Annotated in this window: 32 protein-coding genes; 7 read left to right on the top strand and 25 right to left on the bottom strand. The window is 65.9% G+C overall.

Annotation, left to right across the window (positions count from 1 at the left end; all coding sequences use genetic code 11):
• Positions 1-127: 127 nt before the first annotated feature.
• The 3 genes from map to secY are packed head-to-tail and all read right to left on the bottom strand — an operon-like array spanning position 128 to position 2,792.
• The gene (gene map, locus SLQ30_RS07865; RefSeq protein ID WP_319445704.1) at positions 128-925 is read right to left on the bottom strand and encodes a type I methionyl aminopeptidase; all 798 of its coding nucleotides are present in this window, start codon (positions 923-925) and stop codon (positions 128-130) included.
• Positions 925-1,470 (bottom strand): adenylate kinase, encoded by a 546-nt coding sequence (locus SLQ30_RS07860; RefSeq protein WP_319445703.1) that lies wholly within the window; start codon positions 1,468-1,470, stop codon positions 925-927. Before SLQ30_RS07860 ends, map begins: the two co-directional genes overlap by 1 nt.
• The gene (secY, locus tag SLQ30_RS07855) at positions 1,467-2,792 is read right to left on the bottom strand and encodes a preprotein translocase subunit SecY (protein WP_319445702.1); all 1,326 of its coding nucleotides are present in this window, start codon (positions 2,790-2,792) and stop codon (positions 1,467-1,469) included. The genes SLQ30_RS07860 and secY overlap by 4 nt, the downstream gene beginning before the upstream one ends.
• A 343-nt stretch (positions 2,793-3,135) precedes the next feature.
• On the opposite strand from secY, the gene SLQ30_RS07850 reads away from it, so the two are divergent.
• Genes SLQ30_RS07850 through SLQ30_RS07835 form a run of 4 tightly spaced genes read left to right on the top strand, consistent with a single transcriptional unit; the run spans position 3,136 to position 6,733 of the window.
• Positions 3,136-4,008, top strand: coding sequence for a class I SAM-dependent methyltransferase (locus SLQ30_RS07850; RefSeq protein WP_319446070.1), 873 nt, complete (start codon positions 3,136-3,138; stop codon positions 4,006-4,008).
• On the top strand, positions 4,005-4,910 hold the full coding sequence (locus tag SLQ30_RS07845; protein ID WP_319445701.1) for a class I SAM-dependent methyltransferase: 906 nt from the start codon (positions 4,005-4,007) through the stop codon (positions 4,908-4,910). The genes SLQ30_RS07850 and SLQ30_RS07845 overlap by 4 nt, the downstream gene beginning before the upstream one ends.
• Positions 4,911-4,921: 11 nt before the next feature.
• A complete protein-coding gene (locus SLQ30_RS07840; protein ID WP_319445700.1) occupies positions 4,922-5,818 on the top strand; it encodes a class I SAM-dependent methyltransferase in 897 nt (298 codons plus the stop codon).
• 12 nt (positions 5,819-5,830) lie between these two features.
• Entirely contained in the window at positions 5,831-6,733 is a 903-nt protein-coding gene (locus tag SLQ30_RS07835) for a class I SAM-dependent methyltransferase (RefSeq protein WP_319445699.1), read from the top strand.
• A 1-nt stretch (position 6,734) separates the two neighbouring features.
• Here SLQ30_RS07835 and sppA read toward each other — a convergent pair whose 3' ends face one another.
• Entirely contained in the window at positions 6,735-8,510 is a 1,776-nt protein-coding gene (gene sppA / locus SLQ30_RS07830; RefSeq protein ID WP_319445698.1) for a signal peptide peptidase SppA, read from the bottom strand.
• Between the two features lie 55 nt (positions 8,511-8,565).
• Here sppA and SLQ30_RS07825 point away from each other — a divergent pair, with 55 nt between their 5' ends.
• The gene (locus SLQ30_RS07825) at positions 8,566-9,492 is read left to right on the top strand and encodes an LLM class flavin-dependent oxidoreductase (RefSeq protein ID WP_319445697.1); all 927 of its coding nucleotides are present in this window, start codon (positions 8,566-8,568) and stop codon (positions 9,490-9,492) included.
• 61 nt (positions 9,493-9,553) lie between these two features.
• On the opposite strand, the gene rplO is transcribed toward SLQ30_RS07825, so the two are convergent.
• From rplO to SLQ30_RS07755, 14 genes are all read right to left on the bottom strand, one after another.
• Complete coding sequence (rplO, locus tag SLQ30_RS07820) at positions 9,554-9,997, bottom strand: 50S ribosomal protein L15 (RefSeq protein WP_319445696.1); 444 nt, start codon at positions 9,995-9,997, stop codon at positions 9,554-9,556.
• Position 9,998: 1 nt separating this feature from the next.
• A complete protein-coding gene (gene rpmD / locus SLQ30_RS07815; protein WP_319445695.1) occupies positions 9,999-10,178 on the bottom strand; it encodes a 50S ribosomal protein L30 in 180 nt (59 codons plus the stop codon).
• Between the two features lie 2 nt (positions 10,179-10,180).
• Entirely contained in the window at positions 10,181-10,858 is a 678-nt protein-coding gene (gene rpsE, locus SLQ30_RS07810; RefSeq protein ID WP_319445694.1) for a 30S ribosomal protein S5, read from the bottom strand.
• A 28-nt stretch (positions 10,859-10,886) separates the two neighbouring features.
• Complete coding sequence (gene rplR / locus SLQ30_RS07805; protein WP_413467957.1) at positions 10,887-11,297, bottom strand: 50S ribosomal protein L18; 411 nt, start codon at positions 11,295-11,297, stop codon at positions 10,887-10,889.
• Positions 11,298-11,299: 2 nt separating this feature from the next.
• Entirely contained in the window at positions 11,300-11,839 is a 540-nt protein-coding gene (rplF, locus tag SLQ30_RS07800; protein WP_319445693.1) for a 50S ribosomal protein L6, read from the bottom strand.
• A 10-nt stretch (positions 11,840-11,849) separates the two neighbouring features.
• Positions 11,850-12,248, bottom strand: a complete 399-nt coding sequence (rpsH, locus tag SLQ30_RS07795; protein WP_319445692.1) for a 30S ribosomal protein S8 — start codon at positions 12,246-12,248, stop codon at positions 11,850-11,852.
• Between the two features lie 83 nt (positions 12,249-12,331).
• Positions 12,332-12,517, bottom strand: a complete 186-nt coding sequence (locus tag SLQ30_RS07790) for a type Z 30S ribosomal protein S14 (RefSeq protein WP_184442279.1) — start codon at positions 12,515-12,517, stop codon at positions 12,332-12,334.
• 4 nt (positions 12,518-12,521) lie between these two features.
• On the bottom strand, positions 12,522-13,103 hold the full coding sequence (gene rplE / locus SLQ30_RS07785; protein WP_319445691.1) for a 50S ribosomal protein L5: 582 nt from the start codon (positions 13,101-13,103) through the stop codon (positions 12,522-12,524).
• 4 nt (positions 13,104-13,107) lie between these two features.
• Positions 13,108-13,422: a 50S ribosomal protein L24 gene (gene rplX / locus SLQ30_RS07780; protein WP_319445690.1), complete on the bottom strand. Its 315-nt coding sequence runs from the start codon at positions 13,420-13,422 to the stop codon at positions 13,108-13,110.
• Positions 13,423-13,791 (bottom strand): 50S ribosomal protein L14, encoded by a 369-nt coding sequence (gene rplN, locus SLQ30_RS07775; RefSeq protein WP_319445689.1) that lies wholly within the window; start codon positions 13,789-13,791, stop codon positions 13,423-13,425.
• Between the two features lie 230 nt (positions 13,792-14,021).
• Positions 14,022-14,900: a formylglycine-generating enzyme family protein gene (locus tag SLQ30_RS07770; protein ID WP_319445688.1), complete on the bottom strand. Its 879-nt coding sequence runs from the start codon at positions 14,898-14,900 to the stop codon at positions 14,022-14,024.
• 4 nt (positions 14,901-14,904) lie between these two features.
• Complete coding sequence (locus SLQ30_RS07765) at positions 14,905-15,618, bottom strand: hypothetical protein (RefSeq protein ID WP_319445687.1); 714 nt, start codon at positions 15,616-15,618, stop codon at positions 14,905-14,907.
• 4 nt (positions 15,619-15,622) lie between these two features.
• Entirely contained in the window at positions 15,623-17,974 is a 2,352-nt protein-coding gene (locus SLQ30_RS07760) for an arylsulfatase (protein WP_319445686.1), read from the bottom strand.
• Positions 17,975-18,024: 50 nt separating this feature from the next.
• Positions 18,025-18,702: a DUF2306 domain-containing protein gene (locus SLQ30_RS07755; protein WP_319445685.1), complete on the bottom strand. Its 678-nt coding sequence runs from the start codon at positions 18,700-18,702 to the stop codon at positions 18,025-18,027.
• A gap of 57 nt (positions 18,703-18,759) precedes the next feature.
• Between SLQ30_RS07755 and SLQ30_RS07750 the strand changes: the two genes are divergently transcribed.
• Both SLQ30_RS07750 and zwf read left to right on the top strand, forming a co-directional pair.
• Positions 18,760-19,512, top strand: coding sequence for a TetR/AcrR family transcriptional regulator (locus tag SLQ30_RS07750; RefSeq protein ID WP_319445684.1), 753 nt, complete (start codon positions 18,760-18,762; stop codon positions 19,510-19,512).
• 69 nt (positions 19,513-19,581) lie between these two features.
• Positions 19,582-21,084: a glucose-6-phosphate dehydrogenase gene (zwf, locus tag SLQ30_RS07745; RefSeq protein WP_319445683.1), complete on the top strand. Its 1,503-nt coding sequence runs from the start codon at positions 19,582-19,584 to the stop codon at positions 21,082-21,084.
• Between the two features lie 83 nt (positions 21,085-21,167).
• Here zwf and rpsQ read toward each other — a convergent pair whose 3' ends face one another.
• From rpsQ to rplB, 7 genes are read right to left on the bottom strand one after another with little or no spacing between them, the layout of a single operon-like run.
• The gene (gene rpsQ / locus SLQ30_RS07740) at positions 21,168-21,464 is read right to left on the bottom strand and encodes a 30S ribosomal protein S17 (protein ID WP_319445682.1); all 297 of its coding nucleotides are present in this window, start codon (positions 21,462-21,464) and stop codon (positions 21,168-21,170) included.
• Positions 21,464-21,697, bottom strand: a complete 234-nt coding sequence (gene rpmC, locus SLQ30_RS07735) for a 50S ribosomal protein L29 (protein WP_319445681.1) — start codon at positions 21,695-21,697, stop codon at positions 21,464-21,466. Before rpmC ends, rpsQ begins: the two co-directional genes overlap by 1 nt.
• Positions 21,697-22,113 carry a 50S ribosomal protein L16 gene (gene rplP, locus SLQ30_RS07730; RefSeq protein WP_319445680.1) on the bottom strand — a complete coding sequence of 139 codons (417 nt, stop codon included), beginning with the start codon at positions 22,111-22,113 and terminating at the stop codon, positions 21,697-21,699. The genes rpmC and rplP overlap by 1 nt, the downstream gene beginning before the upstream one ends.
• Positions 22,114-22,115: 2 nt before the next feature.
• Positions 22,116-23,003, bottom strand: coding sequence for a 30S ribosomal protein S3 (gene rpsC / locus SLQ30_RS07725; protein WP_319445679.1), 888 nt, complete (start codon positions 23,001-23,003; stop codon positions 22,116-22,118).
• Positions 23,003-23,572: a 50S ribosomal protein L22 gene (gene rplV / locus SLQ30_RS07720; RefSeq protein WP_319445678.1), complete on the bottom strand. Its 570-nt coding sequence runs from the start codon at positions 23,570-23,572 to the stop codon at positions 23,003-23,005. Before rplV ends, rpsC begins: the two co-directional genes overlap by 1 nt.
• 3 nt (positions 23,573-23,575) lie before the next feature.
• A complete protein-coding gene (rpsS, locus tag SLQ30_RS07715) occupies positions 23,576-23,857 on the bottom strand; it encodes a 30S ribosomal protein S19 (protein ID WP_006245110.1) in 282 nt (93 codons plus the stop codon).
• A 12-nt stretch (positions 23,858-23,869) separates the two neighbouring features.
• Positions 23,870-24,706, bottom strand: coding sequence for a 50S ribosomal protein L2 (gene rplB, locus SLQ30_RS07710; RefSeq protein WP_319445677.1), 837 nt, complete (start codon positions 24,704-24,706; stop codon positions 23,870-23,872).
• Positions 24,707-24,715 lie beyond the last annotated feature (9 nt).

Genomic DNA, 24,715 nt, shown 5'->3' with positions numbered 1-24,715 from the left:
TCGACCGGCCGCGTGCCCGTCTACTAGCAACTATGCCGCAATCCGTCGTGCTGCGAGCGGCAGATCGACGGATGATTGCCGCGAGCTGGGCAATTCGACGGGTAGGCCAGACGACCGTGCCGGGGCCTCAGAGCGTGAGGATGCGGGGCCCGTCCTCGGTGGCGGCCACGGTGTGCTCCCAGTGCGCCGCCCGGGATCCGTCGCTGGTGATGACGGTCCACTCGTCGGCCAGCACCTTGGTCCGCGCGGTACCAAGGGTCAGCATCGGCTCGATGGCCAGCACCGAACCCGGCGCCAGGTACGGCCCGCGCCCCGGCGCCCCTTCGTTGGGCAGGAACGGGTCCATGTGCATTTCCCTGCCGATGCCGTGCCCGCCGTAGCCTGCCACGATGCCGTACTTGCGGTCGTGAGCCGTTTCGGCGGCATGCGTGCCGGTCTCGATGGCGTGGGAGATGTCGGTGAGCCGGTTCCCGGGCACCATGGCCGCGATGCCTGCCTCCATGGACAGCCGGGTGGCCTCGGACAGCGCCTCGTCGGCGGGGATCAACGGCCCGACGCCGAACGTGAACGCCGAGTCGCCATGCCAGCCGTCCAGTATCGCGCCGCAGTCGATGGACACCAGGTCACCGGAGGTCAACGTCTCGTCCGCGGTCGGGATGCCGTGCACGACGCGATCGTTGACCGACGAGCAGATGCTTGCGGGGAAGCCGTGGTATCCGAGGAACGACGGGATGCCACCGCCTGAGCGGATGACGCCCTCGGCCACCTCGTCGAGCTCCAAGGTGGACACTCCGGGCTGCGCGGCCGCCCGAACCGCCTTCAGCGCGGCGGCGACCAATGCGCCTGCCGCAGCCATCGCGTCGAGTTCACCGGCACTGCGTTGGGCGACGACCTTGCGGCTGCGTAGCCCCGGCACGTTGATCACTACTTGCCGAGCGCAGCCAAGGCGCGCGCGAACACCTCGTCGAGGTCACCGACGGCGTCGACGGTCTTGAGTTCACCCTGGTAATAGTCCAGCAGCGGCGCGGTCTCGTCCCGGTACACCTTCATGCGGTTGAGGATGACTTCCTCGGTGTCGTCGGCGCGGCCGCGGCTCTTCAGCCGCTTCAGCAGCTCGTCTTCGGAGACCCGGAACTCGAGCACCGCGTCGAGTTTGAGGTTGCGTTTGGCCAGCATCTCGCGCAAGGCCTCGGCCTGCTCGACCGAGCGGGGAAAGCCGTCGAGGATGAACCCTGCGGCGACGTCTTCGTCGTTGAGCCGGTCGTCGACCAACGCGTTCGTCAGCGTCGCGGGCACCAGGTCGCCCGCGTCGAGGTACTTCTTGGCCTCGAGGCCGAGTTTCGTGCCGGTGCTGATGTTGTGCCGGAACAGATCGCCCGTCGAGACCTGCGGGATGCCGAGCTTTTCCACCAGCTTCTCGGCCTGCGTGCCCTTGCCTGCGCCGGGCGGTCCAAGCAAAACGATTCTCACTTGAGGAACCCTTCGTAGTTGCGCTGCATGAGCTGGCTTTCGATCTGCTTAACCGTATCCAGGCCGACACCGATCATGATCAGGAGCGATGTGCCGCCGAAGGGGAAGTTCTGTACTCCGCCGCTGTTGCCGAGTTCCAGGAACAGGTTGGGCAACACGGCGATCGTGCCGAGGTAGATGGAGCCGGGCAGCGTGATGCGGCTCAGCACGTATTGCAGATAGTCCGCGGTCGGCTTGCCTGGCCGGATGCCAGGGATGAAGCCGCCGTACTTCTTCATCTCGTCGGCCCGCTCTTCCGGGTTGAACGTGATGGAGACGTAGAAGTACGTGAAGAAGATGATGAGGCCGAAGTAGATGGCGATGTACACCGGGCTGGCCGGGTTGGTGAGGTAGTTCGCGACGAACTTGGCCCACCAGCCGGTGCCGGGGTTGGCGCTGCCGCTGTCGACCAGCTGGGTGATCAGGTGCGGGATGTAGATCAGCGACGACGCGAAGATCACCGGGATGACGCCCGCCTGGTTCACCTTCAGCGGCAGGTAGGTCGAGGCGCCGCCGTAGACGCGGCGACCGACCATGCGCTTGGCGTACTGCACCGGGATGCGGCGCTGGCCCTGCTCGACGAAGACGACGCCCACGATGATGATCAACGCCGCGGCGGACACCGCGGTGAAGACGAGGCCGCCGCGCGAGTCGAGGATGGTCTTGCCCTCGGACGGGATGCGTGCGGCGATGCCCGCGAAGATCATCAGCGACATGCCGTTGCCGATGCCGCGTTCCTGGATGAGCTCGCCCATCCACATCACCAGCGCTGCGCCGGCGGTCAACACGAACACGATGACGACAAGGGTGAAGATGTTCGAGTTCTGGAGGATGTCGACCGAGCAGCCCTGAAGCAGCCCGCCGTTGGCCGCCAGCGCCACGATGGACGTGGCCTGCAGGATGGCCAGTGCGATCGTGAGATACCGCGTGTACTGGGTCAGCTTGGCCTGGCCGGCTTGGCCTTCCTTGCGCAATTGTTCGAATCGCGGAATGACGACGCCGAGCAACTGCACGATGATGCTGGCCGTGATGTAGGGCATGATGCCGACCGCGAACACCGACAACTGCAGCAGCGCGCCGCCGGAGAACAGGTTGATCAGCGAGTAGATCTGCGCCGAGTCACCGCCGCTGACCTCTTTGATGCACTGCTGCACGTGCGGGTAGTTGACGCCGGGAGACGGCATCGTCGCGCCAACGCGGTACAGGATGACGAGCCCCAGCGTGAAGAGGATCTTGCGCCTGAGTTCGGCCGTCCGTAGTGACGCTATGAATGCCGAGAGCACTCTTCCTCCTGCGCAGCCGAGCACTTGTCGCGGCGTACCAATTTGGGGCTGGGTAGACCAGCATTTGGTTAAGTCGTGTGCGATCCGTCCGCAAGGCTCGCAGGCATGCCCGCAGCCAGCGACGTCGCGTGTCAAACAGTCTACGAGAGTAACAGTTGGCGGACCCTCTAACTTCCACCCCTGCTTCGCCCGATCGACGCCCTAGCAGCCTTGCCGGCCGTTCAGAAACGAAGCGTACAGTCGAAGCAAGTCGTTACATCACCTAACTAATCCTTGGAGGATCGCAGTGCGCACGAACGACGACACCTGGGACCTGGCGTCCAGCGTCGGTGCGACGGCGACCATGGTGGCCGCAGCCCGGGCCATCGCAGGCCGCGCCGAACACCCACTGATCGACGACCCGTTCGCCGAACCGCTGGTACGCGCGGTCGGGGTGGACCTGCTCACCCGGCTGGCCACCGGCGACGTCATCCCCGGTGACATCGGGGACGACGCCTCGGGCGGCATGCAGCGTATGGCGGACAACATGGCCGTCCGGACGATGTTCTTCGACGACTTCTTCCTCGATGCGGCCGACGCGGACATCAAGCAGGCGGTCATCCTGGCCTCCGGGCTGGACTCGCGGCCGTACCGCCTGGCCTGGGCGCCGGGAACGACGGTCTACGAGGTCGATCAGCCCGACGTCATCGCCTTCAAGACCCGCACGTTGGCCGAGCTTGGCGCCGAACCCGCGGCTCGGCGCCGCACCGTGGCCGTCGACCTGCGCGACGACTGGCCCACCGCGCTCAAGGAGGCCGGCTTCGATCCGTCAGTGCCTACGGCGTGGAGCGCCGAGGGCCTGCTCGGGTACCTCCCGCCGGACGCCCAGGACCGGCTGCTCGACACCATCACCGCGCTCAGCGCACCGGGCAGCCGCTTCGCCACCGAGAGCACGCCCACCCTTGACGAGGCAGACCACGGCGTCATCCGCGAGCAGATGCAGAAGTCGGCCGACCAATGGCGCAAGCACGGCTTCGAGCTCGATCTCGCGGAGTTGATCTACCTCGGCGACCGCAACGAGGCCGAGGCGTACCTGACCAACCACGGCTGGCAAATGACCGGAAGCACCGTCCGGGAGCTCTTCGACGCGCACGGCCTGCCGCCGTTCGATGACGAGGAGATGGCCGGCTACGCAGACACTCGCTATGTAGCGGGCACACTGGGCGACGCTCGATGAGCCGCTCCGACGCCGACAGCTGGGACCTGGCGTCAAGCGTGGGCGCGACGGCGACGATGGTGGCCGCAGCGCGGGCGCTGGCCACCAAGGAGCCGGATCCGCTCATCTCCGATCCCTATGCCGAGCCTCTGGTCCGTGCCGTCGGCATCGACTTCTTCACCAAGCTCGTCGACGGGGAGGTCGCGACCGACGGGGTCGACGACGGCGGTGTCGCCAAGCAGATGGTCGGCATGATGGCGGTCCGGACGCGATTCTTCGATGACTTCTTTCTCGAGGCGACGGCGGCCGGGGTGCGGCAGGCGGTCATCCTGGCCTCGGGGCTGGACTCGCGGGCCTATCGGCTGCCGTGGCCTACGGGCACCACGGTCTACGAGCTCGACCAGCCTCAGGTGATCGAGGCCAAGTCCGCGACCATGGTCGACATCGGTGCCACCCCGACCTGCGACCGTCGCGTGGTCGCCGTCGACCTGCGCGACGATTGGCCGAAGGCATTGCTGGGCAGTGGTTTCGATCCGACCCAGCCCACCGCCTGGAGCGCCGAAGGCCTACTCGTGTACCTGCCCCCGGAGGCACAGGACCGCTTGTTCGACGAGATCACCGCGCTGTCCGCACCGGGCAGCAGGGTGGCCACCGAATATCACCCCGACGGCGGGGCCGGCATGAGCGAGCGAGCTAGCGCGATGACCGGCGCCTGGGGCGGCCACGGATTCGACGTGAGCCTGCCCGACCTGTTCTACAAGGGCGAGCGCAGGCCCGTCGTCGACTATCTGGTCGGCCACGGCTGGCAGGTGTACGCCAGGACTCGACCCGAGGTTTTCGAACTCTACGGGCGCGACTTCGGCGATTCCGAAGCCCTTGCCCCCATGCGTAATTCACTGTCCGTGACGGCAGAACGAAAGTAGGAGTATCACCAATGGCACGTACTGACAACGACACCTGGGATCTGGCCTCCAGCGTTGGCGCCACCGCCACCGCGGTGGCCGCCTCGCGCGCCGCCGCATCGCAGGGCCCAGAGCCGCTGCTCGACGACCCGTATGCGGAGCACCTGGTGCGCGCTGTGGGCATCGATCACTTCGTCAAGATCGTCAACGGCGAGCTCTCCGCCGAGGACGATCCGGTGCTCAACCGTCGGGCGATGAACGAACAGATCACCGTCCGCACCCGGTTCTTCGACGACTTCTTCACGGCCGCAACCAATTCCGGAGTCCGGCAGGCCGTCATCCTGGCGACCGGGCTCGACACCAGGGCCTATCGACTGGCCTGGCCGGCAGGCACCACGGTGTTCGAGCTCGACCAACCCGAGGTCATCGAGTTCAAGACCCGCACCCTGGCCGAACTCGGCGCGGAGCCGACGGCCCAGCGCCGCACCGTCGCGATCGACCTGCGTGACGACTGGCCGAAAGCCCTGCTGGACAACGGTTTCGATCCGAAGCAGCCAACGGCATGGATCGCAGAGGGACTGCTGGTATACCTACCACCAGAGGCCCAGGACCGATTGCTCGACAACATCACCGCGCTGTCCGCACCGGGCAGCCGGGTAGCCACCGAACACATGGACCTGACGACCATCCCGGCGGATTGGGCGCACCGACTCACCGAGCGGTCGCAACGCCTCGGGTCCACCATCAACCTGGCCGAACTGTTCTACATGGGCGAGCGCAATAGCGCGGGCGACTACCTCACGGCCCACGGTTGGAACGTCGACGTCGTCGATACCGAGCAGGCCTTCGCCGCACAGGGTTTCACGCTGCCAGATGACGAAATGGCAGCCTTTGCAAGCGGTTCCGGATACCTCAGCGCAATCTTCTAGTAAGGGAGCATCATGGCACGCACTGACGACGACACCTGGGATCTGGCCTCCAGCGTTGGCGCGACGGCGACGATGGTCGCCGCCCAACGCGCACTGAGCCACCGCGAGCAGTTGATCGACGACCCGTACGCCGAACCGCTGGTGCGCGCCGTTGGCGTCAGCTTCATGACCAAAATCCTCGACGGCGAAATCTCCTTCGAAGACGTCGACCCGAGCTTCACGGTCCGCAGGGCCGCCGAGGGCATGGCCGTTCGCACCCGCTTCTTCGATCAGATGTTCACCGACGCCGCCAAGCACGGGGTCAGGCAGGCGGTGATCCTGGCCGCGGGCCTGGACGCGCGGGCCTACCGGTTGCCGTGGCGCGATGGCACCGTGGTCTTCGAGGTCGACCAGCCGGAGGTCATCGAGTTCAAGACCCGTACCCTGGCCGGACTCGCCGCGACCCCAACCGCGGCGCGCAAGGTCGTTGCGATAGACCTGCGGGAAGACTGGCCGAAAGCCCTGCTGGACAATGGTTTCGACCCCAATCAGCCGACGGCATGGAGCGCGGAGGGGCTGTTGATCTATCTGCCGCCCGACGCGCAGGACAGGCTGTTCGACAACATCACCGCGCTGTCTGCGCCGGGTAGTCGGCTGGCCACCGAGCGCGTGCCAGACGTGGAGGCGTTCGCTGCTGCCAGGCCGAAGGAGATCTCGGATCGGATGAAGGAACTCGGCTCCGACATCGAGTTCGACGACCTGGTCTACAAGGGCGAGCGGTCCAACGTCATCGACTATCTGGCCGACCACGGCTGGACGGTCTCGGTGCAGTCCGCGCAGGAAGCGCAGGAGGCCAACGGATTCGAGTGGCCCGAGCAAGACCCGGCGATGGCCGCCTTCGGGCAGCTGAGTTACGTCAGTGCAGTGCTCGTCTGACTCAGAAGCGGTAGTCCCCCACCCACAGCGCGTTGGCACCGGTCAGCGACTTCTCGACCTGACCGAGCAGTCCAACCACCGATTGCCCGATGAGCGCGCCGACCGCATCGGACAGCGAGGTCGCTGCGGGTTGCGATGACGCCTTGGGGCGCAACATCTCCAGGAACGACGATCCGGGTAGCGCGAGCACCTTCACGTCGTCGTCCGGCTCGAATCCGGCGAGCACCTTGGCCCGCCTCACGGCCGTGCGCAGGCCGCCGAGTTCGTCGACGAGGCCGTGCTCCAAGGCGTCCGCGCCAGTCCACACCCGGCCCCTGGCGACGGCGTCGACGGCGTCGATCGTGAGGTCGCGGCCCTCGGCCACGCGCGCGATGAAGTCGGTGTAGCAGAGCTCGGTCTCGGCTTCGACGCCCGCCCGCTGCGCTGAAGTAAACGGCTGGTTCAGTGACCACGCGTCGGCATTTGCGTTGGTGCGTACCGAATCCGAGCCGACGCCGAGCCGGTCCTTCAGGTCGCGGGCGATGAACTTGCCGGTGATCACGCCGATCGAGCCGGTGATGGTGCCAGGGTTGGCGACGATCGCGTCGGCCGCCATCGACACGTAGTACCCGCCGGAGGCGGCGACGGCGCCCATCGACGCCACAACGGGCTTGCCCGCCTCCCGCAGTCGAACGACTTCGCGCCAGATGGTCTCCGATGCGGTGACCGATCCGCCGGGGCTGTCGACGCGAAGCACCACGGCTGAGACGTCGTCGTTGGCGCCGGCCTCGCGCAACGCGGCGGCGATGGTGTCGCCGCCCGCGGATGAGGTACCCAGCGGAGACAGCTGCCGCCCACCACGACCGCTGACAATCTGCCCGGCCAGTGTGACGACGGCGATGGTCGGCTTCGACTTTCGGCCAGGCAGCCCGGGCGAAGGGACCGCCGATGCCTTCGCATATCGTGACAGATATAGCCGCCGTGGTGCGTCCGGGTCATCAGCATCTAGCGAAACATCGGGTGCGCCAACCAGTTCGGCGATGCGGGCGTACGCCTCGTCGCGGAACCCGACGCGGTCGACGAGGCGGCCGGCCAGCGCGTCGTCGCGTAGCAGTGGCGCCTTGTCCACGAGTGCGTCGAGCTCGGCGGGCTCGAGGTGGCGCGACGCTGCGACCGCGGCGAGCACCTGGGCGTGCAGACTCTCGATGAGCCGACTGTCGGCTTCGCGGTGGGCGTCGGTATAGCCGGCCTCGGTGAAGCGGTTGGCCGCTGACTTGTACTCGCCCTTGGTGATGAACTGGGCCTGAATGCCTGCCTTGTCGAGCGCGTCGCGCAGGAACGTCGCATTGGTGGCGAAGCCAACCAATCCGAGCGTCCCCGACGGTTGCATCCACACCTCACGAAAGGCCGAAGCGAGGTAGTACGACAGGGTGCCTGGGTAGGCCTCGGCCCACGCCAGCGAGGGTTTGACGTCGCTGAACGCGGCAATCGCCTCGCGCAACTCCTGGACTGGACCGGCCGCGGCGGCGGGCAACTGGACGCGGGCGATCAGGCCCGCCACGCGGTCGTCCTCGGCCGCGCGGTGGATGGCGGCCACGGCTTCCCCCAAAAGCAACGGCTTGCCTGCGCCGTTCACGAGGGCCAGCGGATCGAAGCCACTGGACTCCGGTGGCAGCACCTGAAGGTCGAGTTCGAGCACGCACCCGCTCGGAACGCCGTGGTGACGCGCGGTATCGACCTTTCGGACGATCGAGCGAAGCTCGTCGGTCCCGGGAATGCCGGATAGAAGGCTGAACATCCTGTGAGCCTACCGACGAGCGCGGCGAAGCGGATTCGGCCGTAACGTGGTGGGGGTGCGATTCTCGATCTCGCTCCCCCAGCGCGATTCAGTCGGATTTCCCGCCGACGAGTTCAAGGACTACCTGATCCGCGCCGAAGAGCTCGGGTTCGAAGGTGGCTGGACATTGGAACAGACCATCGGCGCGGCGCCCCTGATCGCACCCATGGAACTGCTTGCCTACGCCGCGGCGTGCACGACTCGGCTGCGGCTCGGCGTCGCCGTGCTCATCACGTCGCTGCACGATCCGTTGCAGTTGGCCGCCACCGCCACCGCAGTCGACCGGCTCAGCCACGGCAGGCTGGACCTCGGCGTCGCGCCTGGCGGCGGTTTCCGCAAGTTCGCCGCGTTCGGCGTCGCACCCAAGACGTTCATCAGCAGCTTCACCGAGGGCCTCGAGTTGATGAAGGCGGCCTGGTCGGACGAGCCGCGGGTGACGTTCCACGGCCGGTTCCGCGACGTCGACGACCTACCGATCGAGCCCAAACCCGTTCAGCGACCGCACCCACCGATCTGGTTCGGCGCGAACGCCCCGGCGGCGCTGGCCCGCGCCGTGCGCCTTGGCGACGCATTTCTGGGGGCGGGTTCGTCCACCACCGAAGCCTTCGTCGGCGCCGTGGCCACGATCCGGCGGGAGCTCGCCGAACAACGAAGGGACCCGGCGCAATTCACCATCGGCAAGCGCGTGTACCTGATGATCGACGACGACGCGACCCGCGCCAGGGAGCGAGTGCTCGCCGGGCTGCACGGCATCTACGGAGACATGCCAGGCATCGAGTCGGTGCCGGTGTCGGGCACCCCGTCCGACGTCGTCCGTGGCCTTCGCGCCGTCATCGACGCGGGAGCCGAAATGATCCTGCTCAACCCGGTCGGCCCGACGGTCGCCGAGGATCGCGAGCAGATGGAGCGGCTGGCTGCCGAAGTGCTGCCAGCACTTTGGTGACCCAACGCAAGCGGCCCCCGCCTGCAAAATGATTCGCAGTGGGGGCCTCTTACTTATGACGTTACGAAGCTTCGGTCGCCGATCCGCCTGCGGCCGTGATCTTCTCGCGCGCGCTGCCACTGAACTTGTGCGCAGTCACGTCGACCTTGACGGACAGCTTGCCGTCGCCGAGCACCTTCACCAAGGTGTTCTTGCGGACGGCGCCAGCGGCCACCAACTCGTCGATGCCGACAGTGCCGCCCATGGGGAACAGCCTGCCGAGGTCACCGACGTTGACGACCTCGTACTCGGTACGGAAGCGGTTGGTGAAGCCCTTGAGCTTCGGCAACCGCATGTGGATCGGCATCTGGCCACCCTCGAACGTCACGGGGACGTTCTTGCGGGCCTTGGTGCCCTTGGTGCCGCGGCCCGCGGTCTTGCCCTTCGAGCCTTCACCACGACCGACGCGGGTCCGCTTGGTCTTGGACCCGGGAGCGGGCTTCAGATCATGCAACTTGATGGTCATGTCAGACCTCCTCAACTGTCACGAGGTGGTTCACCACGGCAAGCAGGCCGCGGTTCTGCGCGTTGTCCTCGCGAACGACGGACTGGCGGATCTTCCGCAGGCCGAGCGTCCGCAGGCTCTCGCGCTGCTTCCAGCGCGCACCGACGGTGCTGCGCACCTGGGTGATCTTCAATTCAGCCATGGTTATGCGTTTCCTTCACGTGCGGCCGCCGCGGCGAGCGCATCAGCCTCGCGGCGCGCCTTGAGCATTCTCGGTGGGGCGACGTCCTCGATCGGCAGTCCACGACGCGCTGCGACCTCTTCGGGGCGCTGGATCATCTTCAGCGCCGCGACGGTGGCGTGCACCACGTTGATCGCATTGTCACTACCGAGCGACTTGGCCAGGATGTCGTGCACCCCAGCGGCTTCCAGAACCGCGCGAACCGCACCGCCGGCGATGACGCCGGTACCGGGGCTGGCCGGACGCAGCATCACGACACCCGCAGACGCCTCACCCTGAACCGGGTGGACGATGGTGCCGCCGATGAGCGGTACGCGGAAGAAGTTCTTGCGCGCTTCCTCCACACCCTTGGCGATCGCGGCGGGAACTTCCTTGGCCTTGCCGTAGCCGACACCGACCATGCCGTTGCCGTCACCGACGACCATCAGCGCGGTGAAGCTGAACCGACGGCCACCCTTGACCACCTTGGAGACGCGGTTGATCGTGACCATCCGCTCGATCAGGTTGCTCTTCTCGCCACCGTCGCGACCGCCACGGCCACCACGGTCGTCTCGGCGACCACGGCCACCATCACGGGCTCCGCCGCCACGATTATCGGTGCGACCGGCGCCGGTTCCGGTTCCTGCTGCCTGTTCTGCCATTATGCAGACCTTCCGTACGTCTTCGTCATCAGAATTTGAGCCCGCCTTCGCGCGCGGCGTCGGCCAGCGCAGCGATCCGCCCGCCATAGGTGTAGCCACCGCGGTCGAACACCACGGTGTCGATGCCTGCGGCCTTGGCGCGCTCGGCGATCAGCTGTCCGACCCGCACGCTGTGGGCCTTCTTGTCGCCTTCGACGGCACGCACGTCAGCCTCGATCGACGACGCCGCCGCCAGGGTGACGCCATCCTGATCGTCGACCAGTTGCACGTGGATGTGCCGCGCGGAGCGGTTGACCACCAGGCGCGGAGTCGAAGCCGTACCCGCAACCTTCTTGCGCAGCCGGGCGTGCCTGCGCAGGCGGGCCACTCGACGGGTCTCGGAGATGTTCTGCCCCACGGGCTTCCGCTTCGCGGACGCTTCGGTCTTAGTTGCAGCCATGTCTACTTACCTGTCTTTCCGACCTTGCGGCGGATCTGCTCACCCTCGTAGCGCACGCCCTTGCCCTTGTACGGGTCGGGGCGGCGCAGGCGGCGGATGTTCGCCGAGATCTGGCCGACCTTTTGCTTGTCGATGCCGGTGACCGAGAACTTGGTGGGCGTCTCGACCGCGAACGAGATGCCCTCGGGCGCCTCGATCACGACGGGATGGCTGTAGCCGAGTGCGAACTCGAGGGTCTTGCCCTTGAGCACGACGCGGTAGCCGACGCCGAAGATCTCCATCTTCGTGGTGTAACCCTCGGTGACACCGGTGATGAGGTTGGCGACCAGGGTGCGCGACAGCCCGTGCAGCGAGCGGTTGAGCCGCTCGTCGTTCGGACGTGCCACCACGATGGCGCCATCGTCGTTGCGCGAGACCGAGATGGGCTCGGCAACGGCCAGTTCCAGCGAGCCCTTGGGGCCCTTGACCGACACGTTCTGTCCGTCGATCGTTACGTCGACCCCGGATGGAACCAGGACCGGTTGCTTACCAATGCGCGACATGTCTACTCCCTCACCACACGTAAGCGAGGACTTCGCCGCCCACGCCTTGTCGTGATGCCTGGCGATCGGTGAGCAGACCCGAGGACGTGGACAAGATCGCCACTCCGAGGCCGCCCAGCACGCGAGGCAAACTGGTGGAACGTGCGTACACCCGCAAGCCGGGCTTGGACACCCGCTTGAGACCCGCGATGCTGCGCTCGCGGGTCGGGCCGTACTTCAGCTGGACTACCAGCGACTTGCCCACGCGGGCATCCTCGGTGCGGTAGTCGGTGATGTAACCCTCCTTCTTGAGGATCTCGGCGATGTTCGCCTTGATCTTCGAGTGCGGCAGGGTCACTTCGTCGTGGTACGCCGAGTTGGCGTTGCGCAGACGTGTCAAGAAGTCTGCGATCGGATCCGTCATGGTCATGACAGCCGCTTCACCTTCCTCGCAGTGGTTCCCGGGATGGGCCTTCCGCGTGTTTTCAAAGTAGTTGTATTTGGTTAGGGCTGTTACCAGCTGGCTTTTTGCACGCCGGGCAGTTCGCCGGCATGCGCCATCTCACGCAAGCAGATACGGCACAGGCCGAACTTGCGGTAGACGGCGTGGGGGCGGCCGCACCTGTTGCAACGGGTGTAGCCGCGGACCTTGAACTTCGGCTTCTTGTTGGCCTTGTTGACCAGAGCCTTCTTTGCCATCTGCTCAGTTCTCCTTGAACGGGAAGCCAAGTGCACGCAGCAGCGCGCGACCTTCGTCGTCTGTCGTCGCCGAGGTGACGACCGTGATGTCCATGCCGCGGGGCCGGTCGATGCTGTCGATGTCGATCTCGTGGAACATCGACTGCTCGTTCAGCCCGAACGTGTAGTTGCCGTTGCCGTCGAACTGCTTGGCCGACAGACCGCGGAAGTCGCGGATACGCGGCAGTCCGATCGACACCAGGCGGTCGAGGAACTCCCACATGCGGTCGCCACGCAGTGTCACGCGGGCGCCGATCGGCATGCCCTCGCGCAGCTTGAACTGGGCGATGGACTTGCGGGCCTTGCGGATCTCCGGCTTCTGGCCGGTGATGAGCGCCAGATCGTTGACGGCGCCGTTGATCAGCTTCGCGTCGCGGGCGGCGTCACCGACACCCATGTTGACGATCACCTTGACCACGCCGGGGATCTGCATGACGTTGGCGTAGCTGAACTCCTTGTTCAGCGCGTCCTTGATCTCTTCGCGGTAGCGCTGCTTCAGACGCGGCAGCGTCTTCTCTGTCTTCTCGGTGCCTTCTACGGTGGTCATAGCTCTAGACTTCCTTGCCATTGCGCTTCGAGGTGCGCACCTTCTTGCCATCGTCGTCAACGCCGTAACCGAGGCGGGTGGGGTTCCCGTCGGAGTCAACGACCATCACGTTGCTCACGTGGATGGGCGCCTCCTGCGTGACGATGCCTCCCGAGGAGGCACCGCGCTCGTTGCGGGACACGGCGGTGTGCTTCTTGATCCGGTTGACGCCCTCGACCAAGACCTTGTCGCGAGTCGGGTAGGCCTGAAGGACCTTGCCCTTGGCGCCCTTGTCCTTACCCGAGATGACCAGGACGGTGTCGCCCTTGTGCACCTTCATCTACAACACCTCCGGGGCCAGCGAGACGATCTTCATGAACTTCTTCTCACGCAGCTCGCGACCGACCGGCCCGAAGATGCGGGTCCCGCGCGGGTCGTTGTCCGGCTTGATGAGCACGGCGGCGTTCTCGTCGAACTTGATGTAGCTGCCATCGGCGCGGCGACGCTCCTTGACGGTGCGCACGATGACGGCCTTGACGACCTCGCCCCTCTTGACGTTGCCGCCGGGGATGGCGTCCTTCACCGTCGCCACGATGACATCGCCGATGCCGGCATAGCGTCGCGCCGAGCCGCCCAGCACGCGGATGCACAAGATCTCCTTGGCACCCGTGTTGTCGGCGACCTTCACCCGCGATTCCTGCTGAATCACTCGATCTCCTCGATTTAATGCACGCAGAGCAGCCTCGACAGCAAGAATCAGCTCGACGTACGCGGTCTTCGTTCCCGAAGGGCACGCAGGGTTGGCCATAACGGTCAACCGAGGTCTGCCCAAGGCAACCCCTACATACTAGGTGAGCTCTGCGAATGCTCCAAATCGTCCCCACCAGCGATTTGGGCGCGCTTTTCGGCGGTCACGTCCGAAAGGCGCGCCGAAATCGCTCAGACGACGCACCGAAAGCCAATGTGAGTGGCCGCGCTGTCTTGGGACTGCGACGACCGCGCGGCAGGCCGGTAGCGCTGGCAGTACTCCGGCGCGCAGAGGTGTGAGCCACCCTTGAGCGTCTGATTGATGGCCGGATCGGCGTCAGTGGAAGGCGTGCAGCAGCCCTTCTTCTCTTCGGTGTGCTGCGCGGCGTAGGGCGTGGTGGTCCATTCCCACACGTTGCCGATCATGTCGACCAGCCCGAACGCGTTCTCCGGGAAGGTGCCCACCGGCGACGTGCCTACCCAACCGAGGGCGCCGTCGTTGCGATATGGAAAGCGCCCCTGCCAGGTGTTCGCCATCAGCCGGCCGCAGGGCGTCACCTCTTCGCCCCACGCGTACGTCGTCGTCCGCCCGCCCCGCGCGGCGTACTCCCATTCCGCCTCGGTCGGCAACCGCCTACCCGCCCAGCGGGCATAGGCCGCCGCGTCGGTGTACGCGACCTGGACGACGGGGTGGTCGGGCCGGTCGTCGACCGCATCGATCGAGCTGGCCGGCCCGAATGGCCGCCGCCAGTAAGCCCCGGGTGCCCAGTCCCACCACCGCCGCCAGTCGCGCAGGTCGACGGGTCCGTCCGTCGGCCGAAACACCAACGTGCCGGGTTGCAGGTCGGCTTCGGCGACCCCTGGATACAGCGCCGGATCGAGCGGCCGCTCCGCGACGGTGATGTAGCCGGTTTCGTCGACGAATTCGTCGAACTGCGCGTTGGTGACTGGATGTCGTTCGACGGCGAAGGCCGACACCGTTGCGGTGTGCACCGGTGCCTCTTCGGGGTAGAAGCTCGTCGACCCCATCGGAAATGATCCGCCTGGCAGCGCAATCAGTTCCGTCAGCATCTGCTCACGGTATTTGAATTCCGAAGTCCCGCATCATGAGGTCCTCCGCGGCGGCGAAGCCGGGGGTGCCTTGCGGGCCTTCGAGGTGAATCGCCACCAGATAGGACGCGGAGTTGGTCCAGACGTGCGCGATGCGGTCGCGATACTCCACCGGGGCCCCGCTGCCGGAACCCGACCACGTGCCCATCAACTTCTGGCCGCTGTAGCCGCAGAGCTCGGCGGGGAGCACGCTGACCGTGGCGATCGGCGCCTTGTCCATCGCGTCGTCGGAGTACTTGTCGAAGGCCTTGGCCGGCTCAAGCTCGGTGGGCGCGACGGTCACCGTGCCCGAAAGGCCGTCGGGCCCCGTCAGGTTCAGCGTCGGATTCCCGGCACTTGGCGCCAATGTCCAATGCTCGGGCGCGAGGAGCTCGACGATGGGCGTGCCGGGGCGGCCGCCCTGGACGAACGACACCTGTTGCGACCCGGGTTCGCGCCCGGCCGGTTCGCAGGTCTGCGCCATCGGTTCAAGCGGTCTACGGGTGGTCTCGACAACGCCAAAGCCCGCACCCGGGCTCAGTGTCGACGGCGCGGACGTCGAACTAGTCTGACTCGTCGAACGTTGTGCCGTCGCCGAAGTCGTGGGCTCGCCCGCGACGGCAGCACCCTCGGTCTGCTTGGCGCATGCGCAGCCGAGCCCCACGGCGGCGGCGACGGTAACTACGGCAATCGTTTTCATGCCGTCAGTCCTTCGCGAAAGCTCGTGCGAGTTCCCGTTCCGCGTCGAGGTACGGCGTGCCCGAGATGTCCACGATCACCTTGGCGATGCTGCCACCCGTGAAGGGGTACGGCGCCTTGTACGCGCTCGACACGGCCTGGCCACCGTTTCGGCCCACCGCCACCCCGCCACCCGCCAGGCCGAAGCTGCCTGGGTGCGCCCGCACGCCCGGTGCGGTCGCGACCTTCTCGCCGTCGACGAACAGCGACACCTCACCCAACGGCGTGTGGCTTCCCTCCACGGTGCCGGTCCTCTCGTATCGCACCCCGAACACGTGGGCACCCAACGGAATCGGGTCGGGCGCAACGATCTTCTGCTCGTCCTCGCCCATGAAGTTGTAGACGTACTGCAGGTGGGCGTCCTGGACGAACAACACGTGACCACCGTGCCCGGCGCCCTGTTTGAACAACACTCCCTCCGCGCCGGTGGTGTCGACGGTGACCTCGGCAAGCACCGAGAAGGACTGACCTCGAAGCTCAACGGCAGCGCCGACGCCGACCTCGGCGGAGTCCGGGTAGTAGATGAAGCTCTTCCTGTCGACGGACAGGTAGGGCCTAAACCGACCCAGCGTCTCGAAGATGTTCAGGTCCCCTAGCGGCAGCCCGTTGTACTTGGCGGCCTCGGCGAACCAGAGCGCCTTGAGTTCGGCCAGCTTCTCCGGTTGCGCTGCGGCCAGGTCGTGACACTGACTGCGGTCGGCCTCGATGTGGAAGAGCTCCCAGCGGTCGTCGTCGAAGTGCGACCAACCGGCCGGGCTCGCTGCGTGCACGGTGTTGGCGAACCAACCGTCGTGCCAGATGCCGCGAGTGCCGAGCATCGTGTAGAACTGGGTGTCCTTTGCGGTGTCTGCGGCCGAATCCTCCAGCGCGGCCTTGAAACTCACGCCGTCGAGCGGCTTCTGCACGATGCCCGCGACCTCGTTGGGCGGTGTGATGCCCAGCAGGTCGTAGACAGTCGGAGTCACGTCGCAGACGTTGACGTAGTTGTCACGGACCTCGCCGTGCGCGTCGATTCCCTTGGGCCAGCTGATGATTGCGGTATCGGCGATGCCGCCCTCATGAGAGGCGTAGCGCTTGAACAGCTTGTACGGCGTGTTGAACGCCATCGCCCAGCCGATCGGGTAGTGGTTATAGGTGTCCGGCCCGCCGAGGTGGTCATAGAAACGCATGCTCTCTTCGACGGTGTCGATGTAGCCGTTGAAGAACTTGTTCTCGTTGACCGACCCGTTCGGCCCACCCTCGCCGCTGGCCCCGTTGTCGGAGATCGTGACGATGATGGTGTTGTCCAACTGCCCGGACTCCTCGAGGTAGTCCAGGATGCGGCCGATCTGCGCATCGGTGTAGGAAAGGAAGCCGGCGAACACCTCGGCCATCCGGCTGAAAAGCCGCTTCTCCTCGTCGTTCAGCGTGTCCCACGGCCGCACTGTGTCCTGGTACGGCCACGCCTCGCCGTTCGGGCCTTTGACGTCGAGATACGGATTCACCGGCGACAATTCGGTGTCAGGCGGCACGATGCCGAGCTTCTTCTGGTTCTCCAGCACGACCTCGCGGTAGGCCTCGTAGCCCATGTCGAACTTGCCCGCGTACTTGTCGGCCCAGTCCTTGAAGACGTGGTGCGGCGCATGCCCGGCCCCTGGGCAGACGTAGCTGAACCACGGCTTGTCCGGCGCGATCACCTTGGCGTCGCGGATGAATTCGATGGTCTTGTCCGCCAAGTCCTTCGACAGGTGGTAGCCATCCTCGGGGGTTGCGGGCGGGGCGACCGGATGGTTGTCGTACACCAATTCCGGATACCACTGGTCGGTCTCGCCGCCCATGAAACCGTAGAACCGCTCGAAGCCCCGGGACAATGGCCAATGCCGTTTGGTGGCAGCAAGATTGGATTCTTCGAGCGGAGTGAGATGCCACTTCCCCACGCAGTAGGTGTTGTAGCCCCGCTCGGCGAGCACCTCGGACAGCAGCGCGGTGTCGGCGGGGATGCGTCCGTTGCAGTTCGGGAAGCCATCGGTGAACTCTTCGATGGTGGCCATACCGACGGTGGTGGCGTTGCGACCGGTCAGCAACGAGGCGCGGGTGGGCGAACAGAGCGCCGTCGTATGGAACTGCGACAGCCGCACGCCGCGCTCGGCGAGGCGAGTCATGGCAGGCATCTCGACGAGACCACCGAAGCAATCCCAGGTGGCGATGCCCGTGTCGTCCCACACCAGGTACAAGACGTTGGGCGCATCGGGCGGCGCGACTGGCGCTTGGTAGGGGCCCCAGTCGGGAACCGAGTCGCGGATGTCGAGCTCGATCTTGCCGGTGAACTCTGCTGCCATTTCGCCTCAGCTGTCATTGCCCCGTCCGGGGGTCGGTGGTCGCCCGGAGGTTACACCCGCAACGTATCCGGCGACTGAGGAATTGACGATGGCGACACGTGGGGTCTGCGAGTCAGCCACCACGACACCGCGACTAGCGGAACCGTCCATCCGAGCCAACCCGATAGGCCCGCCACCAACCAGATGAACCGCTGTTCGTCGCCGCCAAAGACGGTGTCCCGCAGTGATTGCAGGGCGAGGTAGAGAATCGGGCTCCAGATCCGGTTGGTAATGATGGAGAACGCGAGCGTGACGCTGCGGAGCATATGGCGTCGATGGGCGGCGAATCGGCGACGGCGCGCGGCCACGTACCCGTTGACGGTGAACCAGAGCCACAACGCGGCCAGCACCACGTTGCTGACGGCAAGGATGGAACCGAACGGTGTCGCTGCGCCTATGACCATGCCAAACGCCGCCGCCAGCAACGCCGCGAGCACGTACACCCTTCCTGCGCGGCGATGCACTCGCGGCCACCTGGCGCGCACGCCCGGCGAGCTCTGCACCAGCGCCGTCACGATCGCCACGGTGGCGAGCGCGATGTGGGCGATCAACAACGGGTAGTGCAGGCCGAAGGTCGACGGCACGCGCGATCGCGCTGGGTCGACTGTCAAATAGGGAGGTAGTGACAAGACCAGAAACGCGGTGACCACGAACAGCAGAACCGCCGACCACCGTTGTGCGTATGTCATACGCGTTGAGCGTACGGCATACGCGGTGGCTCCGCGATGGGTTAGCCTGAGGTCCATATGACCAGCGATGAAGCCGCCGAGACGCCCCTCCCGCGCGCGCTCGAACTGCTGTGGCGCGGACCGAATCCCGCGCGCAGGGCCAGCGGCCTGACCCGCGAGCGAATCGTCACGGCGGCGATCGAACTGGCCGATGCCGACGGCCTGAGCGCCCTGTCGATGGCCCGCCTGGCCGAGCGACTGGGTTGCGGAACCATGTCGCTGTATCGCCATGTCGCCAACAAGGACGAGTTGGTGGTGTTCATGCTCTCCGAGGCGCCCGCACCTCCGCCCGCAGCGTCGGATGACACGAATTGGCGTGACGCCCTTTCGAATTGGGCCAATGGATTGTGGGACGTCTATCACCAACACCCGTGGATCCTGGCGGCGGCCTCCTCGGGTCCGCCCGCCGACCCGGGACAGTTGGCCTGGCTCGACGCCGGACTCGGCACCATGGCAGCGACCCCGCTCGCCGAACGCGACAAGCTGGCCGCCGTCATCGCGGTACTGCACTTCGTCCGTGGCGCGGCGGCACTGGACCTCGAAGCCGGCTCACTGGACGCGACGCAATATCCCGCGTTGCTTCGGCGGCTGATGGACCCAGCGCGGTTCCCGGCCCTGGCGGCCGCGCTGACCGAGGGCGTGTTCGACGACGCCGACGACGATCCGCGCTCCGGTCTCGACTGGGGCGTGCGGCGCTTACTCGACGGGATCGGCGTCGAGATCGCGACGGCGAACAGCGACTCGCGTTCGGGTGACGGAGCGTCGACGTGAACGCGACGGCCTGGTGACCTGAGCACCGAGTGCCATGCACGGCTACCGAGTCGGTGGAAGTATGCGGGGGTGTCGACGAAGAAGCAGCCGCAGACCATCTCGTACCCCGCACCCGAGGCACGCCCGCACCGTTATGACGATGTTTCGGTCGATCCCCACGTCATCGTGCTGTTCGGGGCGACCGGCGATCTGGCCAAGCGGAAGCTGATCCCCGGCTTGGCGTACCTCGACCAGTCGGAGCTCGCGCCGGACATCCAGCTCATCGGGACCTCGCTGGAGGAGCTCACCGTGGACGAGTTCCGCGAGCTCGCGCGGCACGCGGTCGAGGAGTTCGGCACCCACAAGCTCACCGACGAGCAGTGGGGTCGCTTCGCCGAGGTGCTCAACTATGTCCCGCAGGGCGCCGGGCCCGAAGCTTTGGCCGCCGCGGTGGCCGAGGCCGAGGCCAAGCTTGGACCCGAAGCGCGTCGGCTGCACTATCTTTCGGTACCGCCGAAAGCCGCACGCGCCGTCATCACGATGCTGCGCGAGGCCAATCTGGTCGAGCGCTCGCGCGTCGTCATGGAGAAGCCGTTCGGCACCGACTTCGACAGCGCGGTCGCGCTCAACGACTTCGTTCACCAGACGTTCCTGGAGTCGCAGATCTTCCGCATCGACCACTTCCTCGGCAAGGAGGCCGCGCAGAACATTCTGGCGTTCCGCTTCGCCAATGGGCTGTTCGAGCCGATCTGGAATCGCAACTTCATCGACCACATCCAGATCGACATCCCCGAGACCCTCGGGCTGGACGAGCGGGCGAACTTCTACGAGAGCACCGGCGCGTACAAGGACATGGTCGTCACCCACCTGCTGCAGGTGATGGCCTTCGTCGTCATGGAACCACCGACCGCGCTGGAGCCGCGTGCCATCAGCGAGGAGAAGAACAAGGTGTTCCGGTCGATGTTGCCGGTCAAGTGTTCGGACGTGGTCCGCGGACAATTCACTGGCTACCGCGAACTGCCGGGAGTAGCAAGGGATTCCGATACCGAGACGTTCATCGCCATGAAGGTCGGCATCGACAACTGGCGCTGGGCCGGCGTGCCGATCTATCTCCGCACGGGCAAGAAGATGGCCGAAGGCATGCGCATCATCTCGATCGCGTTCCGGGAGGCGCCGCGCACGATGTTCCCGGCTGGTTCGGGAGTTGGCGCGCAAGGGCCCGATCACCTGACCTTCGATCTGGCCGACGCGTCCAAGGTGTCACTGTCGTTTTACGGCAAGCGCCCGGGGCCCGGCATGAAGCTCGATAAGTTGTCCATGCAGTTCTCGACTCAGGACGTGGATTCCGTCGGGGACGTATTGGAGGCCTACGAGCGGCTGATCCTCGACGCGATGCGCGGCGACCACACGTTGTTCACCACCGCCGAGGGCATCGAATCGCTGTGGGAGCGATCGGCTCCCCTGCTTGCAGACCCACCGCCCGCCAAGCCGTACGCGCCAGGCACGTGGGGCCCCAATGCAATTCACCAGTTGATCGCGCCTAACGCCTGGCGGTTGCCGTTCGAGCGCGTCTGGCGGCAATCCAAGAAGTGATTGAGACCTGACGGCCTCAAACGAACAACGTCCCCCATCCGCCAAAGCGGGTGAGGGACGTTGATTGCCACGAGGGCGAAGTGCTACTTGGCCTTCTCGAGAATCGAGACGAGGCGCCAGCGCTTGGTGGCCGAAAGCGGTCGGGTCTCCATCAGCGAGACGCGGTCGCCGATGCCGGCGTCGCCGTTCTCGTCATGAGCCTTGACGCGCTTGCTGGTCCGAATGATCTTGTCGTACAGCGGGTGCTTCACGCGGTCTTCGAGCTCGACCACGATGGTCTTCTGCATCTTGTCGCTGACCACGTAGCCGATGACGGTCTTGCGACGGCCACGCGGCTTCTCGGTGCGCGGAGTCCGCGCGGGACCCTTGGTTTCTGCCATTACGAATCATCTCCTGCGGGTCCGGACGCCAGACCCAGTTCACGTTCACGCAAAATTGTGTACACGCGGGCGATCTCATGACGCACCACGCGAAGCCGACGGTTGTTCGCCAACTGACCGGTCGCCGTCTGGAACCGAAGGTTGAAGAGCTCTTCCTTCGACTCCTTGAGGCGTGCGATCAGCTCCTCTTCGGTCAACTCGCGCAGTTCACCCGGCGATGTTCCTACTGCCATCAGAACTGCTCCTCTCTGGTCACGATGCGAGCCTTGATGGGCAACTTGTGGATCGCGCGGGTGAGTGCCTCCCGCGCCGTCTTCTCGTCTGGGTAGCTGAGCTCGAACAGAATGCGTCCGGGCTTCACGTTGGCCACCCACCATTCCGGCGAACCTTTACCGGAACCCATGCGGGTCTCGGCGGGCTTCTTGGTCAGCGGACGGTCCGGGAAGATGTTGATCCACACCTTGCCGCCACGCTTGATGTGCCGGTTGATGGCGATACGAGCGGACTCGATCTGCCGGTTGGTGAGGTAGGCATGGCCAAGGGCCTGGATGCCGTACTCGCCAAAGGACACGGTCGTTCCACCGCTAGCAATGCCACGCTGTCTCGGGTGGTGTTGCTTGCGGTGCTTGACCTTGCGGGGAATCAACATGACTAGCTCTCCGAATTCTGCACGGTCTCTGCGGCCGGAGCCTCAGTGGCAACAGCCGACGTCTCGGCGGGCGCCTCTTCAGTGGCCGCCCGGCCGGCTTCGGTGCTGGTGGCCGTGGTGCCCGACGCACCGCTGCGGCGCGGACGCGTGCCCGACGGGCGGTCGCGACGTGGCCGATCGGCGGTGGCGGGAACTGCGGCGGCGAGCTCGCGCTTACCACCGACGACGTCACCCTTGTAGATCCACACCTTCACACCAATGCGGCCGAAGGTGGTCTTGGCCTCATAAAGGCCGTAGTCGATGTCGGCACGCAGCGTGTGCAGCGGCACGCGACCGTCGCGGTAGAACTCCGAGCGGCTCATCTCGGCGCCGCCAAGACGACCCGAGCACTGCACCCGGATGCCCTTCACGTTCGGCTGACGCATCGCGGACTGCATCGCCTTGCGCATGGCACGACGGAACGCGACACGGTTGCTGAGCTGCTCGGCCACGCCCTGTGCGACCAGCTGAGCCACCGACTCGGGGTTCTTCACCTCAAGGATGTTCAGCTGAACCTGCTTGCCGGTCAGCTTCTCCAGGGCGCCGCGGATGGAGTCCGCCGCCTGGCCGCGCTGGCCGATGACGATGCCGGGACGAGCGGTGTGGATGTCCACGCGAACCCGGTCACGGGTGCGCTCGATCTCCACCTTGGCCACGCCAGCACGCTCGAGGTCGACCCTGCGGGGCGACGACGACGGGGTGGCCGCGATGAGGAACGGCTGGAACAGCCGTCGCCGGATGGCGACGTCTTCCTTGACGTATTCCTTGTACTGCTTGTCGGCGTACCAGCGCGACTTCCAGTCGGTAGTGATACCGAGGCGGAAGCCGTGGGGGTTGATCTTCTGGCCCACTACTCCGAGCCTCCCTTCGAATCTGAAGTCTCAGAGACCTTCTCGGTGACCTTGTCGGTACTCTTTGTCGCCGCCGGGGCGGCTCCGGAAGCCTTCTTGGCGGGTGCCTTCTTCGCCGGAGCCTTGGTAGCGGCGGCCTTGCTGCCCTGGGCGCGGCGCGCGCGCGTCGAGCTCGTCGACGAGTCACCCCTGTCGGAACGGCTCGGCCTACTTTCCAGGATCACCGTGATGTGGCTGGTGCGCTTGCGGATCCGGAACGCACGCCCCTGGGCGCGCGGCCGGATGCGCTTGGCGGTCGGGCCCTCGTCGGCGTGGATGGTGGCGACCACCAGCGTCGTGGGATCGAGGCCGTCGTTGTTCTGCGCGTTGGCCGCCGCACTGGCGATGACCTTGGCAACCGGCTCGCTGGCAGCCTGCGGTGCCCACCGCAGGATGTCGAGCGCCTCGGTCACGGACTTGCCGCGAACGAGGTCGATCACCCGGCGCGCCTTGGATGCCGAGACGTGCACGAAGCGCGCCTTCGCCTGCGCAGAGGGGTAAGTGGACGGATTCGTCGTTGCTGTCGTCATTTCCTACCGCCGCTTCGCTTTCCGGTCGTCCTTGATGTGACCCTTGAACGTGCGCGTCGGAGCGAATTCGCCCAACTTGTGCCCGACCATGGATTCTGTGACGAACACCGGCACGTGCTTGCGACCGTCGTGGACGGCGAAGGTGTGACCGATGAAGTCAGGGATGATGGTCGAACGACGCGACCAGGTCTTGATGACCTGCTTGGTGTTCTTCTCGTTTTGGACGTCGACCTTCTTGAGCAGATGGTCGTCGACGAACGGGCCCTTCTTCAGGCTGCGTGGCATCGCTGGATACTCCTAGCGCTTATTCTTGCCGGTGCGCCGGCGTCGGACGATGAGCTTGTCGCTCGGCTTGTTCTTACGGGTGCGGCCTTCCGGCTTGCCCCACGGGCTCACCGGGTGACGACCACCGGACGTCTTACCTTCGCCACCGCCGTGCGGGTGGTCGACCGGGTTCATCACGACACCGCGGACGGTCGGGCGCTTGCCCTTCCACCGCATACGGCCGGCCTTGCCCCAGTTGATGTTCGACTGTTCGGCGTTGCCGACCTCGCCGACGGTGGCGCGGCAGCGCACGTCGACGCGGCGGATTTCACCGCTGGGCATGCGCAGTGAGGCGTATGCACCTTCCTTGCCGAGCAGCTGGATGCTGGTGCCTGCCGAGCGGGCCAGCTTGGCTCCGCCGCCTGGCCGTAGCTCCACGGCGTGGATGACCGTACCGGCCGGGATGTTGCGCATCGGCAGGTTGTTGCCGGGCTTGATGTCGGCGTTGGGACCCTGCTCGATCACGTCGCCCTGCGAGAGTCCTTGCGGCGCGATGATGTAACGCTTCTCGCCGTCCAGGTAGTGCAGCAGCGCGATGTTGGCGGTGCGGTTCGGGTCGTACTCGATGTGCGCGACCTTGGCGTTGACGCCGTCCTTGTCGTGGCGACGGAAGTCGATGACGCGGTAGGCGCGCTTGTGGCCTCCACCCTTGTGGCGGGTGGTGATGCGTCCGTGCGCGTTGCGGCCACCGGTGCTGTGCAGCGGGCGAACCAGCGACTTCTCCGGCGTCGACCGAGTGACCTCGGCGAAGTCGGAGACGCTGGAGCCGCGGCGACCGGGGGTCGTCGGCTTGTACTTGCGAATAGCCATGTCTGTCTT

The organism is Mycobacterium sp. RTGN4 (assembly GCF_033804635.1).
Classification (GTDB): Bacteria; Actinomycetota; Actinomycetes; order Mycobacteriales; family Mycobacteriaceae; genus Mycobacterium.
This window is presented reverse-complemented; position numbering and strand designations above follow the sequence as displayed.